Genomic DNA, 19650 nt, shown 5'->3' on the forward strand with positions numbered 1-19650 from the left:
ACTCACCTCTAGTTCTTCTCTGCTCTTATAACCTTAAATGTAGCGCTACCTATTCTTATAAGATCGTTAGCTCTTATCTTTGAATATCCGTTAACTCTTTCATCATTTATAAAAACGCCATTAGTACTATTTAAATCTTCTATTACTATCTCATTATTTTTAACTATGATTTTCGCATGATTTCCAGAAGCATATTGATCATCTAATTTTATTGTATTTCCTTCTTTTCTACCTATAGTTATAGTTCCTCTTAACAATAAAATAGATCCTTCTTCTAGGTTTGAGTTCTCACCTGTGCTCAATACTTCTATGCCATAATTCTTTTTAGCAGAAGGTTGCTTTCTTCTTCCACTGCCTTTTACATCCTTGTACATTATTTTTAGTGCATAATAAATTATAAAATAAAGTATTATCATAAATGCTACACCAAAAACTAATGTCATTAGCTTTGAAAAACCCATCTCTTCACCTCAAAATCAGTATTTTATTACCATTATATATTAAAACTTCTAGTCAAAAATAACAAGTATACTTAACTTATCTTAACATCTTTTTAAGATATTTCCCAGTATATGAATTATTTACTTCACTCACTTCTTCTGGAGTCCCTGTTGCAACTATAGTTCCACCTTTATCTCCACCTTCTGGACCTAAATCTATTATATGATCTGCGCACTTTATTAAGTCCAAATTATGCTCTATAACTACAACTGTATTTCCTGCCTCAACAAGCCTTTGTAGTATCTCAACAAGTTTACTTACATCATCTATATGAAGCCCTGTTGTTGGTTCATCTAAAATATATAATGTTTTACCAGTACTTCTCTTTGAAAGTTCAAATGCTAATTTTATTCTTTGAGCTTCTCCTCCTGATAATTGAGTCGAAGGTTGCCCAAGCCTTATATATCCAAGCCCAACATCATTTAAAGTTTCTAGCTTATTCTTTATTCTTGGAAGATTTTCGAAGAATTTCAAAGCCTCTTCAACAGTCATATTAAGTATATCATCTATTGATTTTCCTTTATATTTAACTTCTAAAGTTTCTCTATTATATCTCTTTCCTTTACATACTTCACAAGGAACATATACATCTGATAAAAATTGCATTTCTATTCTTATTATTCCATCTCCAGCACAAGCTTCACATCTACCACCCTTTACATTAAAGCTAAATCTTCCTGGTTTATATCCCCTCATTTTAGCTTCTGGAGTTGATGCAAATAGTTCTCTTATTATATCAAAAACTCCTGTGTAAGTAGCAGGATTTGACCTTGGAGTTCTTCCTATTGGACTTTGATCTATATCTATTATTTTATCAATACTTTCATATCCAATTATTTCCTTGTGATTTCCTACAGGAGTTTTACTTCTATTGACTAACCTATTTAATCCTTTATATAATATTTCATTAACTAACGTACTTTTTCCAGAACCTGATACCCCGGTTACCATAGTTAGTGTTCCTAAAGGGAATTTTACATTTACATTTTTCAAATTATTTTCTTTAGCACCTTTAACAGTTATAAAGTTTCCATTTCCTGTTCTTCTTTCACTTGGAATTTCGATTTTCTTCTCTCCTATTAAGTATTGACCTGTTATAGAGTTTTTACACTTCTTTATATCTTCCACAGTACCTGCTGCAATTATCTCTCCCCCATGCTCTCCAGCTCTTGGTCCTATATCAACTATAAAATCAGCTTCTTTTATAGTATCCTCATCATGTTCAACTACTATTACAGTATTTCCTATATCTCTTAAGTTCTTTAAAGTACCTATCAATCTATCATTATCTCTTTGATGTAGTCCTATACTTGGTTCATCTAGAATATATAGCACACCCATAAGTGCAGATCCTATTTGAGTTGCAAGTCTTATTCTTTGAGCTTCTCCACCAGATAATGTACCAGAATTTCTTGCTAAGTCTAAATAATCTAGTCCTACATCAATTAAAAACTTAAGTCTATTTTTAATTTCTTTAATTATTTGATCACTTATTATTTCATCTTTTTCAGATAAAACTAAAGAATTAATATATTCAAACTCTTCTTTTATTGATAATGTTGTGAATTCATAAATATTTTTATCACCAACTCTAACTGCTAGCGCTTCATTTTTTAACCTTGCACCTTTGCACTTAGGGCATTTATTATTACTCATATATTGTTCAATTTCAGTCTTTATAATATCAGAGTTAGTCTCTCTATATCTTCTTTTTAATGAATTTATTTCACCATCATATGCATATGAATATTGTGATTTAACGCCATCTTTGGTGTAAATAACTTTCATTTTCTTACCGTTAGTACCATATAGTAATAAATCTAATTCTTTTCTGCTAAGTTCCTTGACTGGTCTACTTAAGTCTAGATCATATTCTTCACTTAATGCTTTTAATATTGCATAAGTCCAAGAATCTTCTTTTAATCTACCTTCTCCCCAGGTAGCAATAGCACCTTCTAATATACTTAAGTCTTTATTAGGAATTATTAAATCTTCATCCAATTCTATCAAAGTTCCTAAGCCATCACAGTAATCACATTTACCAAAAGGTGAGTTGAATGAAAACAATCTAGGTGCTAGTTCATCTATACTCATTCCACATTCTGGGCAGGCAAAATTTTCACTAAATAATAGATCTTCTCCATCTATTACATTTATAATTACTAAACCATCTGCTAATTTTAATGCAGTTTCAATCGAATCAGCTAGTCTTCCTTCTATACCATCTTTAATAATTACTCTATCAACAACAGCTTCTATATTATGCTTTTTATTCTTATCTAATGTAACTTCTTCTTCAGCTAATTCATATATAGACCCATCAATTCTTGCTCTAACAAATCCGCTTCTTTTAATGTTATCTAGCACCTTTTCATGAAGTCCTTTTTTTCCTCTTATCATAGGAGCTAAAACTTGAATTTTAGTTCTATCCCCAATGGACATTACACTATCCACAATTTGATCAACAGATTGTTGCTCAATTGGAATTTTACATTTTGGACAATACGGTTTTCCTATTCTTGAATATAATAACCTTAAATAATCATATATTTCAGTTATAGTTCCAACCGTTGATCGTGGATTTTTACTTGTAGTTTTTTGATCTATAGATATTGCTGGAGATAAACCTTCTATATACTCTACATCAGGCTTATCCATCTGTCCTAAAAATTGTCTTGCATATGATGATAATGATTCTACATATCTTCTTTGTCCTTCTGCATATAAAGTGTCGAATGCTAAAGAAGACTTCCCTGATCCTGATAGACCAGTAAATACAATTAATTTATCTCTTGGTATTTCCAATGATACATTTTTTAAATTATGTACCTTTGCACCTCTTATAATAATTTTATCTTTCATATTAACTTGCCCCTTCTTATTTTATAACATTAGTTTTTCATTTCTTTTATAAAATTAACCTCGAACAAATGTTCTTTATTATATTCTAAATTTTATTATAATTATTGTCAATTATATAATAAATTATTTATAAAAGCTTTGTTAATTCTGCTCACTAATGCAAATAATCTATTGGTATATTTTAAAGTAATCTTTTTTAAGGTTGCTTAATAAGACATCATCAAATTTTTTCACACTTTTAATTCTTTCTTTTTTCATTAATAATGCCTTCTTAATTATAAAAATATAAAGTCCTCTTAAAAATTTAATATAAAAAAATTAGAAAAGTGCATTTGCCCTTTTCTAAACTCCTTCAAAATTAAATAATGGAATAAAACTTTCCTTGTCCGTTCCATCTTCTTGTATAAATCCATTTTCTACCCCAATACTCAATGCATAATCTATCATTGCATCATAATGTTTTTCATTTAATGGTTTATTTAACTCTGGGTAAGCTTTTACGTGCTCAAGAGGTGTGTACTGATTCATAATACTAATATAAACTTTATTACCATACATGTTATGAATATGTTCTATTATTTTTTTTGAATCAAATAATAATCCTGGCAACATAAGATGCCTTATTATTACACCTTTTTGTATTATTCCTCTTTCATCAAACTTAGCTTCTCCAACTTGCTTTACCATTTCATTAATTGCTTCCTTAGCATATTTAAAATAATCCTTAGCCTTAGAATATTTCATTGAATATTTTGTATCAAAGTATTTCATATCTGGTAAGTACACATCTATATATCCTTTTAATAATTTTATAGTTTCAACTTTTTCATATCCACTACTATTATAAATTATAGGAAGCTTTAGACCACTTTTTCTAGATATACTAATAGCTTCAATAATTTGAGGAACATAATGAGTAGGCGTAACTAAATTTATGTTTAAAGCACCTTTGTTTTGCAACTCTATAAATATTCCTGCTAATCTATCTACAGTTATTTCCTTTCCCCATTCGCATTGACTTATATTATAATTTTGACAAAAGACACATTTTAGTGTGCAATAAGAAAAAAATACAGTTCCAGAACCAACATCTCCAGATATACATGGTTCTTCCCAATAATGAAGGGCAGCTCTTGCTACTCTTATTTTATCTCCGGCTCCACAAAACCCTCTTTTATCACTTAACCTATTTGCTCCACAATTTCTTGGACATAAATTACAATTTTCTAGTAATTCCACTAATTATCACTCCAAATACCTTCAAACTTTTTTACCATATAAATTAATAAATGTAATCCCTTATTGTAATTATAAAAGGCTAGTACATCCAATTTACTTATACTATAAAATAATAAAAGAAGTTTCATCTAATATAGATTAAACTTCTTTTATTATATACAGATCTATTTATTTTTGTAAATTACTTTACCTTCTTTTATTGTTTCTAATATTTTTATATCTTTTAATTCTTCTTTATTAACTTCTAATGGGTTTCTATCTAAGATTACAAAGTCTGCAACCTTTCCTTCCTCAATAGAACCTTTAGTGTCTTCTTCGAAGTATTGATAAGCTCCATTTATTGTAACAGCTTTTATAGCATCCATTACAGGAATTCTTAAATCTTCTCCTAAGACTCTACCACCTAGAGTTTTTCTGTTTACTGCATTGTGTATTGCTAACATTTGATTAGGCATTTTTACTGGTGGATCTTGATGTAATGTAAAATTCATTCCTCTGTCTAAAGCTGATTTAGCAGGGCTAATTCTATTAGCTCTTTCAGGTCCAAAAACAGATTCATAGTGATAATCTCCCCAGAAGTAAATATGATCTAAGAAGAATGTTGGAAGTATTCCAAGTTCTTTCATTTCATCTAATTGATCTTCTCTTACTGTTTGGCAATGTACCATTACTGGTCTTAAGTCAGTAGTATTTCCTGATAACTCTAAAGCTTTTCTATAGCATCTTATAAATTGATCTGATGCCGCATCACCATTACAGTGAACATTCACTTGTATGTTGTTGTCAATTAAAGTCTTAAAGTAATCTATAACTACATCATCTTCTTGAGTTCCATATCCACAATAATCTGCATCTTTTCCTGCTGGTACTTCATAATATGGTTTTGTTAACCAAGCAGTTTTTCCTTGTGGTGAACCATCTAACCAAGTTTTTCCTCCTAATAATTTATAATGATTTACATAATTTCTCTTAGGAGTACCTTCATTCTTTAATAACTTCATTGTAGTATGTTGAACTGCAAAGCCAACTATATCAAGCATTAATGCACCTGCTTGAGCAGCGCCTTGTAATAATTGATTCATTCCTTCATCAACACTTGCATCTTGACATGTAGTTATACCAAATGAAGCATATATTTCTTGTGCTTTTTTAACACAATTCATAAGAGTTTCAAATGATGGTGCTGGAATACATTTTTTCTTTTCTGGATCTAAACAAGCATTTTCTTCTAAAATACCATTTGGGTCCTTGCTTCCTTCAACAGTTCTAACTATACCACCTTCTGGTACTTCGTAATCTTCACCAACATATCCAAAAGCCTCTAAAGCCTTTGAGTTAACTACTGCTATGTGTCCTGATGCATGGCTTATATATATCGGAGTAGTAGTACTTATTTTATCTAAATCGAATTTAGTTGGATGCTCTTCATTTTCATATTTAGTGTTATCATAGCCAAATCCAATTAACCATTCTCCTTCTTTTGGAGGATTTTCAGCCATCTTTTTCTTTAATATTTCAATAAATTCTTCTTTAGATTTTGCTCCACTTAAATCAGTTATCATTAAAGTTTGAGCTATTGCAACAATATGACCATGTGGATCAATAAATCCTGGTAACATAGTTTTTCCCTCTAAATCTACTAATTGTGTATTATCATCTTTTAATGATAATATTTCATTTTTAGTTCCAACCTTTTTAACTTGTCGATTTTCTACTAAAACAGCTTCTACTGTAGGCATTTCATCATTTACAGTTAAAATTGTTCCATTGTAATATATTATTTTTTCCATACTATTTGCCTCTTTTCCTCTTTTTTCTACAAGCACTACTTTTCAGTTATTACTAAAACATAATCAAAATATTATTATACTAATCAATTTATATACACATATATTAAATAAAATTTAATTTATTTTGTATTACTAAACATTTGTTTAGATTTGATAATAGCATATCCATTTAAAGCATATCCTACTAATCCCACAGCTAAGAATATTATAGATGCTGTTGATAATCCTAAGTTAGTAGATGCTATTGTGAATAATAATGGTGATACAGCACTACCTAAAGCATAGAACATACCTACTTTAGCAAATTTTTGTGTACCATCTCTATGTCCAAATACATCAGCAGGCATATATGCTGGACCTGATGTTATTGTAAATACTGTTAATCCTGAGAATATAGGTACTAAGTATCCTAATGCACTAGCTTCTGGCATGAAAATTATTACTAATAATCCTAGTGATACCCCTACACATGATATCATCATTGGCTTAAATGAACCTAATTTATCAAATAATTTTCCTCCACCAACATTACCAATTAAGCAAGCAACTCCATATGCAGATCCAGCCATTGCTACTTGTGAAGCTGAGAATCCTTTAGTAGTTAAAACTGGTATAGCTTGTGTTGCTAAAGTAACTGCTGCAAAACATATAAATAATGCACCTACACAGAACATCCAGAAATATTTATTTTTCATATTTTCTGCATCTGATAAACCTTCATAAGTTACTCTCTTAGCTTTTGAATTAGTAGTAGAAGCTTCTTCTCTTACAATTTCATTTTCTTTAGGGTATCTTATAAATAATAGCGCTAAAGGAATACCTACGATCATAAGTAGTGCACCTAAGATCATATAAGTTTTTTGCCAACCATAATTTCCAAGGAATTTAACAACAATTTGTTGTAGGAATACGTTACCGATTGATCCTCCGGCTAAAGCTATTCCTAATGCAGTACCTCTACCTTCACCTGGGAACCAATGACTCATCATAATAGGTAATGATAATCCAGTAAATAATAATGTACCAACTTGAGTTACGAATGCACTTGCATTAAACATAAATGCATTTTGTGCAAGTCCGTAAGATGCAAAAGATAAACCAGCAATAATTAAACCTGCTACATAAATATATTTAATTTTAAACTTATCATATAGTTTTGCTAATAAAGGGTTAAATAAAACCGGTATTGTTCCTGAGAAATATAGCATTGTAAATCCTATTTCAGAAATAATTCCTGATTCTGATACTGGAACTTGCATTTGAGCTTGCAAGTTTTGTGATATACAATATGGTATTGCTTGAATTAAAAAGCAAATAAATACAATAAAATATCTTTTATTATTTAAGTTTTTTTTGTTTTGTGTCATCTTTATCCTTCCTTACCTTTCAAATTTTTTCTTGTCGCAACATATTTGTATACTATAAAATAATTACTATGTTATTCCTAGGTTGCTCAAAATTAATTAATATAATTCACATGAAAATTTTGTTATTTATCTTATCTTCTACTTATAAGTAAAACTCTCATTTGCTAAGCAATAATTATTATACATACATTATGCTAATTAGTTAAATACTCTTTTTTTATATTATATATAAGTAAAAACATATATGTAAATTTCTCCATTTTTATCGATAAAAATGGTCTTATTTTTCCTATTAATGTTAGTATAAAGTAATGGTCACAATTATTAGAACTAAGTAAAATAATAATTAGTTAAGAAAGGATATATCCACTATGAATAAAGGCAGAAGATTTGATTAAGAATATAAAGATATGATATTAGACTTATTTAAGGCTGGGATTAGCTTAGCAGAATTTGTAACAAAAAAACTAGATTAAATAATAAAATATATATATTGTAATAAAATACACCATGATATTAAGACTATGTGTACCGTTCTTGGCATAGCAAAAAGTACAGATCATAACTCTTTTGATAAAAGTGATTCTAAAAAAATCAACTAGTATCCAATATATTCTTCCAAGTAACAATAAAAATAAGGCTATAAAAATATTATACGACAGTGACTTGGATTAGCTCCAAGTCACTGTCGTATAATATTTATATCCTTCTATTACTAAATTTAACAATTCACATGATAAATACTTTTACTTTTTACCTTTTAAATCATTAATTATGTCACGCAATTCTGCAGCTCTTTCAAACTGTAAGTTCTTAGCTGCTTCCATCATTTCTTCAGTATATTTCTTGATTAATTTCTTCTTATCCTTTTCTGAGACCTTCTTATCACCCTCAGACTTATATTCAACTTTATCTTCTGATATCTTTGTAGCTTCAATAACTTCTCTAACATCTTTAATTATAGTTTGAGGAATAATTCCATGTTCCTCATTATACTTCATTTGGATTTCTCTTCTTCTTTCTGTTTCCTTTATGGCTTTATTCATTGATTTAGTGATATTATCAGCATACATTATTACTTTACTTTCAGAATTTCTTGCAGCTCTACCTATCGTTTGAATTAATGAAGTTTCTGAACGTAAGAAACCTTCTTTATCAGCATCTAATATTGCTACTAATGCAACTTCAGGAATATCTAATCCCTCTCTTAAAAGATTTATCCCAACTAATACATCAAATTCTCCAAGTCTCAGATCTCTTATAATTTTCATTCTTTCTATTGTTTCAATATCTGAATGCATGTATGTAGTTTTTATACCTAAATCTTTTAAATATTTAGTTAAATCCTCTGCCATTCTTTTTGTTAGAGTTGTTATAAGAGTTCTAAATCCCTTTTCTGTAGTCCTCTTAATCTCCGCATATAAATCATCTATTTGACCTTCCACTGGTCTTATCTCTATAACTGGATCTATTAATCCTGTCGGTCTTATGACTTGCTCTGCTATATTAGTTGAATGATCTATTTCATATTGACTTGGAGTTGCACTTACAAAAACCACTTGATTCATTTTATCTTCAAATTCTGTAAATTTTAATGGTCTGTTATCATATGCACATGGCAATCTAAATCCATATTCAACCAATGTATCCTTCCTAGATCTATCACCTGCATACATAGCTCTACATTGTGGTAAAGTAACATGACTCTCATCTATAAACATCAAATAATCATCAGGAAAATAATCAAGTAGTGTCTGAGGTGGAGTTCCCGCAGCCCTACCATCTAGTATTCTTGAATAGTTTTCTATTCCACTACAATATCCCATTTCTCTGATCATTTCTATATCATAATTAGTTCTTTGTCTTAACCTTTGAGCTTCTAATAATTTTTCCTGACTGTTAAGTTCTCTTAATCTATCTTCTAATTCATCTTCAATTCTACTTATAGCTTTTTCTAAAACTTCTGGAGAAGTAGCAAAGTGAGATGCCGGAGAAATTGAGACATGATTTCTTTCTCCTAATATGTTTCCAGTTAAAACATCAAACTCCCTAATTCTTTCAATTTCATCTCCAAAAAACTCTACTCTAATTCCTTTGTTAGAAGATGATGCAGGAATTATATCTAAGGAATCTCCTCTAACTCTAAAGCTTCCTCTTGCAAAATCTATATCATTTCTTTCATATTGTATCTCTATAAGCTTTCTCATTATCTCATCTCTATCTCTTTCCATTCCTGTTCTTAAAGAAATAGTTAGCTTTTTGTATTCTTCTGGATTACCTAAACCATATATACAGGACACAGACGCAACTATTATTACATCTCTTCTTTCTAATAAAGCTGATGTAGCTGAATGTCGAAGCTTATCTATTTCATCATTTATAGATGCATCCTTTTCTATAAATGTATCAGTTTGTGGTACATAAGCTTCGGGTTGATAGTAGTCATAGTATGACACAAAGTATTCTACAATATTATTAGGAAAAAATTCTTTAAATTCAGAACACAGTTGAGCTGCTAATGTTTTATTGTGAGCTAGAATAATTGTTGGCTTTTGAACTCTTTGTATTATATTAGCCATTGTATATGTTTTACCTGATCCAGTTACCCCTAATAAAGTCTGACCTCTATCTCCCCTTTTTATTGAATTTACTATACTTTCTATAGCTTGTGGCTGATCTCCAGTTGGCTTAAATTTTGATTCAATCTTAAATTCTGGCATCTTTTTCACCCCCATAAATTTTATTTATTATGTTTATATTTTATCCTTTATATTTGCCTTATACAATCAATAATAATCTTTTTATTAAATAAAAAGAAAGCTTATCGCTTTCTCTTCATTTGCTCTAATACTTTTTTAAAATCATTATTATCTACACTCAATGTATCATCTACTTTAACCATTTTCGGCACAAGAAGCAATCCTAACCTCTTATTCTTCGGTATTATAGTTAAATCGACTATTTCCCCGGAAATTTTTCTAATTTTAACCGAAACATTTTGGATGCTATCTCTAACTATTTTAAATATTTCTACTTCTGAAACTGTCTTCATATTATTAATTTCTATTATTTTATCCCCTCTTCTTATACCAGCCTCATAAGCAGGTGAAGTTGGTGCTACTTCTAATACAGAAACTCCATCATTATCTGTTACATAAAGATATTTTCCAGCCTCTTCAATTTTATTTTGAATTTTAATCATTATTTCATGACCTAATGGTGCAAATACTATGACAATAATTTGTCCAATTACCCCAAACTGTGAAACTTGTGCTATTAAAGTTAATAAGACTCCGTAAATAAATATTCCAATTCCTGAATAAATAGGCTTTTTGATTTTATCTTTAGTGAATGATACAGAATTATAGCCTATAACTCCATATAACGGTATTGCCCCTATTATAGCAGTACTTAAAATCAATAATGTTTCTGCCCTATTTATTATCGGCCACCAATTTGGAGTATCCACAGCTGATGTTGTAACACTTGAAATACTTCCTGAAAAAGCTATAAATATAGCCACTGGTAAAGCCCAATATCTATTATATGCAAATCCACCTACTATTTTATCGTCTCTATTAGAGAAGACAGGTATAGCACCTCTACTACCATCAAAAATAACTAATAATCCTTCAACTACATGCATAATTCCAACGAATGTCATAAGTGATAATATGTTTACATTGATATATGATTCAGTATTGGTTACATTAGCTAAAATTCCCGATAAAATACTTATTATTCCTAAGACTGCTCCAGAATAAGAAAAACATATAAATCTCTTTTTTATAAATAGTAATAAAATTGATATCATAAACATTATTTCTATCCCAGAATTCTCATTAAATATTATTCCTAAACTACTCATAATTAGACTTACTATAGCCCCACCTATTATCCCTAAAGAAATTTGTGATAAAGTAAGTTCTAAAGGGGAGTTAATACTCTCCCCAATAGTCATCTTCTGCATTATTGTTATTCTTTTGTTCTTTAAATAGAACATTACTCCTAAAACTACTAGCATCACTATGTGCATTGGCTCAATTATGGCATATGCTACTGTTCTTAATGTATATAGTACTAACTCCATCTGTGAGCCTCCTATTTTAACTTATCTTTCATTGCCTCTACTGCTTTATTAAATTGTGGGTCTATACTTCTATCATATTCCTTTGATAAAATTTCTTCTGGAATTGTCACTTCAATATCAGGCTTTATTCCAATCTTGTGTATATTTTCTCCATTAGGAGTATAATATTTCGAAGTTGTTACTTTTAATCCACCATTTCCGTCTTTAAATTCTATTAACTGTTGAACTACACCTTTACCAAAACTTGTTGTTCCAATTATAGTTCCAGCACCATAATCTCTTAATGCTCCAGTAACTACTTCTGATGCTGATGCACTACCTCCATCTATTAATATTACTAAAGGCACACCTTCTGCTTCTCCACCTATAGATTTTGATTCTTGTTTATTACCGTATTTATCTATAGTATAAGTTACAACTTCTCCTTTTGGTATAAATTGTGAAGCTACGTTAACTGCCTCTCCTAAGAAACCACCTGGATTTCCTCTTAAATCCAGAATAATCCCCTTCATACCTTTACCTTTTAGTTCAACTATCTTTTCTTTAAAGTTCTTTGCTACATCCTCATCAAAAGAAGATATTTGTATATATCCTATATTTTCATCTATTATTTCGCCTCTAACTGAAACTACTTTAATTACATCTCTAACTATTGTTATGTCAAGGTCCTTTGAGTTTGCTCTAGCAACTGTTAATGTTACTGGATTTCCTTGTTCACCTTTTATCATAGATATTGTTTTCTCTACATTTGGTTCTGTTATATCTGTACCATCAACTTTTAATATAACATCTCCACTTTTTAATCCTGCAACTTCTGCAGGTGAACCTTCTATAGGTGCGACAACTGTTACTTTATCGTCTTTAATTCCAAGCTGAGCTCCTATTCCTACAAAATGACCTTCACTTTGCTCTACAAATGACTTATATTCATCTGCATTCATAAATACTGTATATGGATCTTTTAGTGACTGTGTCATCCCTTTAATTGCAGCTTCTAAAAGAGAATTATCGTCTATTTCTCCATCATATTTTGCAAGAAGTGCATCCCTTACTTGAAACAATAAATCATATTTTTTCACATCTTTGATGTCAGTTAAATCTTTTGCAACATCTTCACTTACATTTTTTAAACTTAATCCATTAAATGCAAATACATTTCCCATATAGAAAAACATTACATTTGAAAATAAAAATATTATAACTATTCCTACTATAATTAGTGGCTTTTTAAATTTATTGCTTCTTCTTCTACTGTTATTATCCTCCATATCCTAATACTTCCTTTCATAAAATTCTCTTAACTTATATATACATTATCTATACTCCTAGATTCCTTTAAATATGTTTTAAGTGGAGATAAACTCCACTTAAATTATATCAATTATTTTCTCTTTTTATTTAATATTTTATACATCTAAGAATTTTCTTAACGCAACTATACTTCCTATAGCTCCAACTATCATCCCACCTAAAAGGAATACCCAAGTTAATGTTCCAAGTACGAACACTGGAGAAACCAATGTAACTAAGAACATATTTGATACTATGTATCCATAAGCCCATTTATATAATACATATAATAATAAGCTTGAAAGTAATGAACCAATTGTCCCAATTATCATCCCTTCAATTATAAATGGCCATCTTATAAACCAGTCAGTAGCTCCTACAAACTTCATTATTCCAACTTCTTTTCTTCTTGAATATACTGTAATTTTTGTTGTATTAGTTATTAGGAATATAGATACCCCTATAAATACAGCAAATAATACTAAACCAGCTACCCTAACCCCACCAACAAATTTGCTTATAGTATTTATCATATCTTGTTGATTTGATATATTTTCTACACCACTCATATCTTTTACAGCATTACTAATACCATTCGCATATTCAGGGTCTTCTAGTTTTACTATAAATGAACTTGGAAGTGGATTATTTTGTAAATCATATCCTTGTAATAATCCTGGATTATCTTTTAAGCTTTCTTTAAAATTTATAAAAGCTTCTTCTCTAGATTCGTATATTACTTCTTTAGCTCCTTCTTGTTCATTTAGTTTCATTTCTATTTCTCTTTGATCCAATAACTTTATATCATCTTTTAAGAAAACCTTAATTTCAACCTTTGACGCAACATCTTCTATTGCCTTATTAAAGTTTAACCCTAATAAAGTAAATGTACCAAATATAAAGAATGTTATTAGTACAGTAATCATTGCTGCTATACTTAATGTTCTATTTCTTTTAAGACTTTTTAAAGCGTCTATAAAAAAGTACTTTAATGTATTAATCTTCATTTTCGTACATCCCCCTCTTGGTATCTCTTGCTATACATCCTTTTTCTATAGCAATAACTCTCTTCTTCATATTATCAACTATATCTTTAGCATGAGTTGCCATTAATATGGTTGTACCAGCTCTATTTATATCCTCTAATAAATCCATTATTTCTTTAGCAGTTTCTGGATCTAAATTACCTGTTGGTTCATCACATATCAAAACTGATGGATTATTAACTATTGCCCTTGCTAATGCAACTCTTTGCTGTTCTCCCCCTGATAATTCATTTGGAAACATTTTATACTTATGAGAAAGCCCAACAAGAGATAGTACCATAGGAACCCTCTTTCTAATTTCCTTCTGAGAGGCTTCTACAACTCTCATTGCAAAAGCAACATTTTCATATACATTTAATGTAGGTATCAATCTAAAATCCTGAAAAACCATACCTATCTTTCTTCTATAATAAGGCACTTGCCTTCTTGTTATTGTTGAAAGCTTTTTTCCTGCAACTGTTATATCACCAACTGTTGGATCAGTTTCTTTAATTAACATTTTAATAAAAGTTGATTTCCCTGCTCCTGAAGGTCCAACTAAAAATACAAATTCACCTGACTCTATATTTATATTTACATCTGCTAAAGCCTTAACATTATTATCATATAGCTTAGATACATTCTTAAATTCTATCATTTCACAACACCTCGCATCAGCGTATTATTTTAAAGTTGTTAAACCCATAGCGTTATTATAGCATAACAAAGTCTAAGGAAAAACTTTTTTTATGATTTTATAGCTAAGAAAACTTATATTTATTCAGTTTTCTTCAAAATTTTCATTAATTCTTAATAATCTGCAAAGCCTTTACCTAGTGCTTCCGTTGATTCACTTACCGTTAAGAATGCTTCTGGGTTGTTATTTTTTATAAATTGCTTTAGAGTTATAAATTGCTTTGATGATAATACAGTATACACTACCGTCATATTCTCTTTTGTATATCCACCTTTTCCCACTAATATTGTACATCCTCTATCAATATCATTATTTATAAAATCTACAACTAACTTTTCCTTATTTGTAATTATAAATACTTGCTTAACAGGATTTAATCCAGCGATAAATTTATCAACCAATATTCCTATTAATATTGCACTTAAAAGTCCGAATAACCCCTTTTCTACACCAAATGAATATATAGCAAGCAAAGTTACTGTACAATCAGCTAATAATAATCCTTGCCCTATTGGTAAATGAAAAAACTTATTAATAATTTTAGCTATTATACTAGTTCCACCTGTTGAGGCATCTTGATAAAAAGTAATTGCTGTTCCAAACGCTAATACTGCTGAACCAAACACACAAGCTAAAAACAAATTATCTGTTATTGCTTTTGGCTCAAAAAACGCTTCAAAAAACCACATTATTACTGACATCATTATGGTCGCATATATACTCTTTGCTCCAAAAGATCCCCCAATTAAGAAAAATGCAAGAGCAAATAAAATAAAATTAAATATAAGAACTAATATACTTGGATTAATATCTATTAATTGGTTTATAGCTAAAGCTAAACCTGAAACTCCACCTGCTGCTATATCGAGTGGAAAGAAAAAATATTCTAGTCCAAAAGCAACTATTGCTACTCCTATTGTAGATAAAATATATTCTTTTAATTTTTTCATACGTCCTGTTCTTCTCCTCCTAAATAAATAGTCCCATCCTCAACTATTATTGTATATTTTTAAAACCTTCTCCCATAACCTCATGAACTTCACCAACTGTTATGAATGCTTTTTCATCTACTTTTCCTATGTATTGCTTCAATTTTATAAACTCGCTTCTTCCTAAAACTGCATATAAAACGTAAATATCTTTTTCTGTAAAGCCACCAACACCTTTTAAATATGTGCATCCTCTTTCTAAGTCATTCATTATAAACTTTGCAATATCTTTATGCTTACTACTTATAATCGTTACTTCTTTACATGCATGGAATCCTTCAATCACCTTATCAATTGCAATTCCATTAATTATTACTGAAAGAAGTCCATATAACCCTATATTTATACCAAAAGTAATAGCCCCCAATAAGGTTACTATAAAATCTACAGCTAATAAAGACTTACCTATATCAATGTGAAAAAATTTATTTAGTATCTTAGCTATTGTATCTGTACCTCCAGTTGATGCATTAGCATTAAATACTATAGCCATACCTATTGCAGTAATTAAAGTTCCAAATATTGAAGCTAACATTAAATCATTTGTTATAGCTTGAGGATTAAAGAATTTTTCAATTATAGTCATCATTCCCGCTAAACTAAAACTTGAAACTATAGTCTTTACTCCAAAATTTTTTCCAAGAAAAATAAACCCAACAACAAACAACAACAAATCCATAATAAATACTAAAGGCCCAGTTGATATAGCTGGTATATAATAATTTATTACTATTGCAAGACCTGTTAGCCCCCCTGCTGCAATATTGTTAGGTATAAAGAAATATTCTAAAGATAGTGCAACTAAGAATACCCCTAGCAATATTAATACATATTCTTTTATTTTATCATTCATATATATCCCCCTTTCTTAGAGAATTTTTATTATTTTTCCTCATTTTATTATTTTCTATCCAAACCTTATATTAATATTTTCTTACAATAATTAAATAAACTTCATTTACTATTATATTACTAATTTTATTAATTGTAATTTAAAATTTAAAATAAAAAGCTGTAGATAATTCTACAGCTTTAGTGGTAAATATAGCTATTTTTAGTGATCTATTTTAAATTATTATAGTAAGCTTATTATTTTTTTAAAGAAATTGCTTTTTTAGCTTTTTCTGCAACATTAGTAGCTGTCAATCCATATTTCTCTAATAATTGGTTTGGCAATCCACTTTCTCCAAATACATCATTTACTCCAACCTTTAATACTGGTACTGGAATTTCTTCTGTTATTATTTCTGATACTGCTGAGCCAAGACCTCCAATTATGCTATGCTCTTCAACAGTAACTATAGCACCTGTTTCTTTTGCAGCCTTAACTAATATTTCTCTATCTATAGGCTTTAATGTATGAATATTCACTACCCTTGCATTAATTCCTTCTTTTTTTAATTCTTCCTTTGCTTCTAATGCAACATCTACCATTATTCCTGTTGCAACTATTGTCACGTCATTTCCTTCAGTTAATGTTACACCTTTTCCTATTTTAAATTCATAAGTTTTTTCATCATTTATAACATTCACTGCTGCTCTTCCCAATCTAACATAACATGGCCCATCATATTCTGCAATTGCCTTAATAGCTGCTTCAGTTTCTACAGCATCTGCAGGGCATATTACAGTCATATTAGGAATACTTCTCATTAAAGCTAAATCTTCTATAGCTTGATGAGATGCCCCGTCTTCTCCTACTGTTAATCCAGCATGAGTTGCACATATTTTAACATTTAACTTTGGGTAACAAATAGAGTTTCTAATTTGCTCAAATGCTCTTCCTGCTGCAAACATAGCAAAAGTGCTCACATAAGGTACTTTACCACAAGTAGATAAACCTGCAGCAACTCCCATCATATTTCCTTCTGCTATTCCCATATTAAAAAATCTTTCTTCGCAAACAGCTTTAAAATCTGCAGTTTTTGTAGATTTCGAAAGATCTGCATCTAAAACTACTATATTTTCATTTACGTTTGCTAATGATGCTAACGCTTTTCCATAAGCTTCTCTTGTTGCAATCTTCTTACTCATTAATTGTTACCTCCAATTTCTGCTAGTGCTTGCTCACATTGTTCTTTACTTGGTGCTGTTCCATGCCATGCTGCTTGATTCTCCATAAATGAAACACCTTTTCCTTTTATTGTCTTACATACAACTACAGTTGGCTTTCCTTTGCAATTTTTAGCTTTTTCTATTGCATTAAGTATTTCATCTATATCATGACCATCTATAACCAAAACATTCCAACCAAAAGCTTCGAACTTTTTATCTATTGGTGAAGGATTCATAACTTTTGTTATATCTCCATCTATTTGTAATCCATTAAAATCAATAAATGCAGTTAAATTATCTAACTTATAATGAGCTGCTGACATAGCAGCTTCCCAAACTTGACCTTCCTCAAGCTCTCCATCGCCTAAAAGTGTATAAACTCTATAATTTTTATTATCTATCTTTCCGGCTAAAGACATTCCTACAGCTACTGAAATACCTTGACCTAATGATCCAGTAGACATATCTACTCCAGGTAAGCATTTCATACTTGGGTGTCCTTGTAATCTTGATCCAATCTTTCTTAAAGTATTTAACTCCTCAACAGGAAAATATCCGCTTCTCGCCAATACACTATATAAAACAGGAGCTGCATGACCTTTAGATAAAACAAATCTATCTCTTTCTGCATCCTTAGGATTTTTCGGATCTATGTTCATTTCTCCAAAAAATAATGTAGTTAGTATATCTGCCGCTGATAATGAACCACCTGGATGCCCTGAACATGATTCTGTCAACATTGAAACTATATCTCCACGTACAGTTTTAGCTAATGACCTTAATTCTTCAACATTTTTAATCATTTTATATCCTCCTAAGATTTTAATTTACCTGTAACTATATTGTGCTATATTTTCTAAAATTATTTTAGCATAATATAATTCTTTTGTATATACTATTTATTTTATTTTTTATAATAAGATATATATTTTCGCTAAAAGTGATATACTATTACCATATAGTATATCACTTTATTCTTTTTTATATAAAAATAAAAGAAACCCATTGTGGGTTCCTTAAGTATTTAATATACTCTTTTATAATAAATAAAACTTTATGCAAGATTTAAACTAATTAATAAAGCTTTATTAACTTTTTTCATGTCAGCATCTGTCATATGCCCTATTTTTTCTTTTAATCTTTTTTTATCCAAAGTCCTTACCTGCTCTAATAAAACAACAGAATCTCTATTTAATCCATATTCTTCTGAAGAAATTTCAACATGAGTAGGTAACTTTGCCTTATTAATCTGTGATGTTATAGCTGCTACTATAACTGTTGGACTATACTTATTACCTATATCATTTTGAATTATTATAACTGGTCTAATTCCACCTTGCTCTGAACCAATAACAGGACTTAAATCTGCATAAAAAATATCCCCTCTTTTTACTACCATAGTCGTCATTAGAAATATCACACTCCGCAAAGCCAGTTCTCATATTCATTAATATCTGCACATCCGCACTCGAAAGGAAGTTGTGAAAGCTCCAAATTAATTTTTGCCATCTCTTCATAGCCAGCTTTCATTAATTTTAAAAATTCCATATTAAATTGATTTTCATTATATTCTATTAAATTACATTCAATAAATTGACTATTTTTTTTAATTTTAACTGCATTTTTTATAAAATGTAGGTTTTTAACATTTTTAGACATAATTTGCCTCCAGGTAGTAAAAATCTATGTATGAATAAATTATATTGCAAATTATGTCACTTTGTCAAAACTTATGTTTCACTTTT

The 19650-nt window shown here is 29.7% G+C and carries 16 protein-coding genes; all 16 read right to left on the reverse strand.

Annotated features, from left to right (window positions below; all coding sequences use genetic code 11):
• Positions 1-8 precede the first annotated feature (8 nt).
• The 16 genes from I2A75_RS10565 to I2A75_RS10640 all read right to left on the reverse strand — a co-directional run bounded on the left by I2A75_RS10565 (position 9) and on the right by I2A75_RS10640 (position 19564).
• Complete coding sequence (locus tag I2A75_RS10565; protein ID WP_195264432.1) at positions 9-461, reverse strand: FHA domain-containing protein; 453 nt, start codon at positions 459-461, stop codon at positions 9-11.
• 76 nt (positions 462-537) lie between these two features.
• A complete protein-coding gene (gene uvrA, locus I2A75_RS10570; protein WP_195264433.1) occupies positions 538-3363 on the reverse strand; it encodes an excinuclease ABC subunit UvrA in 2826 nt (941 codons plus the stop codon).
• 342 nt (positions 3364-3705) lie between these two features.
• Positions 3706-4602: a radical SAM protein gene (locus I2A75_RS10575; RefSeq protein ID WP_195264434.1), complete on the reverse strand. Its 897-nt coding sequence runs from the start codon at positions 4600-4602 to the stop codon at positions 3706-3708.
• Positions 4603-4766: 164 nt separating this feature from the next.
• Positions 4767-6392 (reverse strand): amidohydrolase, encoded by a 1626-nt coding sequence (locus I2A75_RS10580; protein ID WP_195264435.1) that lies wholly within the window; start codon positions 6390-6392, stop codon positions 4767-4769.
• A gap of 119 nt (positions 6393-6511) precedes the next feature.
• Complete coding sequence (locus I2A75_RS10585) at positions 6512-7759, reverse strand: MFS transporter (RefSeq protein ID WP_195264436.1); 1248 nt, start codon at positions 7757-7759, stop codon at positions 6512-6514.
• 746 nt (positions 7760-8505) lie between these two features.
• Complete coding sequence (gene uvrB, locus I2A75_RS10590) at positions 8506-10479, reverse strand: excinuclease ABC subunit UvrB (RefSeq protein WP_195264437.1); 1974 nt, start codon at positions 10477-10479, stop codon at positions 8506-8508.
• A gap of 101 nt (positions 10480-10580) precedes the next feature.
• Complete coding sequence (locus I2A75_RS10595) at positions 10581-11849, reverse strand: PDZ domain-containing protein (protein ID WP_195264438.1); 1269 nt, start codon at positions 11847-11849, stop codon at positions 10581-10583.
• Between the two features lie 11 nt (positions 11850-11860).
• Complete coding sequence (locus I2A75_RS10600; protein ID WP_195264439.1) at positions 11861-13117, reverse strand: S41 family peptidase; 1257 nt, start codon at positions 13115-13117, stop codon at positions 11861-11863.
• 138 nt (positions 13118-13255) lie between these two features.
• The gene (gene ftsX / locus I2A75_RS10605) at positions 13256-14146 is read right to left on the reverse strand and encodes a permease-like cell division protein FtsX (protein ID WP_195264440.1); all 891 of its coding nucleotides are present in this window, start codon (positions 14144-14146) and stop codon (positions 13256-13258) included.
• The gene (gene ftsE, locus I2A75_RS10610) at positions 14136-14822 is read right to left on the reverse strand and encodes a cell division ATP-binding protein FtsE (protein WP_195264441.1); all 687 of its coding nucleotides are present in this window, start codon (positions 14820-14822) and stop codon (positions 14136-14138) included. Before ftsE ends, ftsX begins: the two co-directional genes overlap by 11 nt.
• A 152-nt stretch (positions 14823-14974) precedes the next feature.
• On the reverse strand, positions 14975-15811 hold the full coding sequence (locus I2A75_RS10615) for a YitT family protein (RefSeq protein WP_195264442.1): 837 nt from the start codon (positions 15809-15811) through the stop codon (positions 14975-14977).
• A gap of 46 nt (positions 15812-15857) precedes the next feature.
• Entirely contained in the window at positions 15858-16703 is an 846-nt protein-coding gene (locus I2A75_RS10620) for a YitT family protein (RefSeq protein WP_195264443.1), read from the reverse strand.
• 236 nt (positions 16704-16939) lie between these two features.
• Positions 16940-17884, reverse strand: a complete 945-nt coding sequence (locus tag I2A75_RS10625) for a transketolase family protein (RefSeq protein WP_195264444.1) — start codon at positions 17882-17884, stop codon at positions 16940-16942.
• The gene (locus I2A75_RS10630) at positions 17884-18708 is read right to left on the reverse strand and encodes a transketolase (RefSeq protein ID WP_195264445.1); all 825 of its coding nucleotides are present in this window, start codon (positions 18706-18708) and stop codon (positions 17884-17886) included. The genes I2A75_RS10625 and I2A75_RS10630 overlap by 1 nt, the downstream gene beginning before the upstream one ends.
• Before the next feature lie 251 nt (positions 18709-18959).
• A complete protein-coding gene (locus tag I2A75_RS10635; protein WP_035284811.1) occupies positions 18960-19313 on the reverse strand; it encodes a type II toxin-antitoxin system PemK/MazF family toxin in 354 nt (117 codons plus the stop codon).
• An 8-nt stretch (positions 19314-19321) separates the two neighbouring features.
• Positions 19322-19564, reverse strand: coding sequence for a hypothetical protein (locus I2A75_RS10640; RefSeq protein WP_195264446.1), 243 nt, complete (start codon positions 19562-19564; stop codon positions 19322-19324).
• Between the last annotated feature and the right edge of the window lie 86 nt (positions 19565-19650).

It is taken from the genome of Clostridium sp. 1001275B_160808_H3, assembly GCF_015550425.1.
Lineage (GTDB): Bacteria > Bacillota > Clostridia > Clostridiales > Clostridiaceae > Clostridium.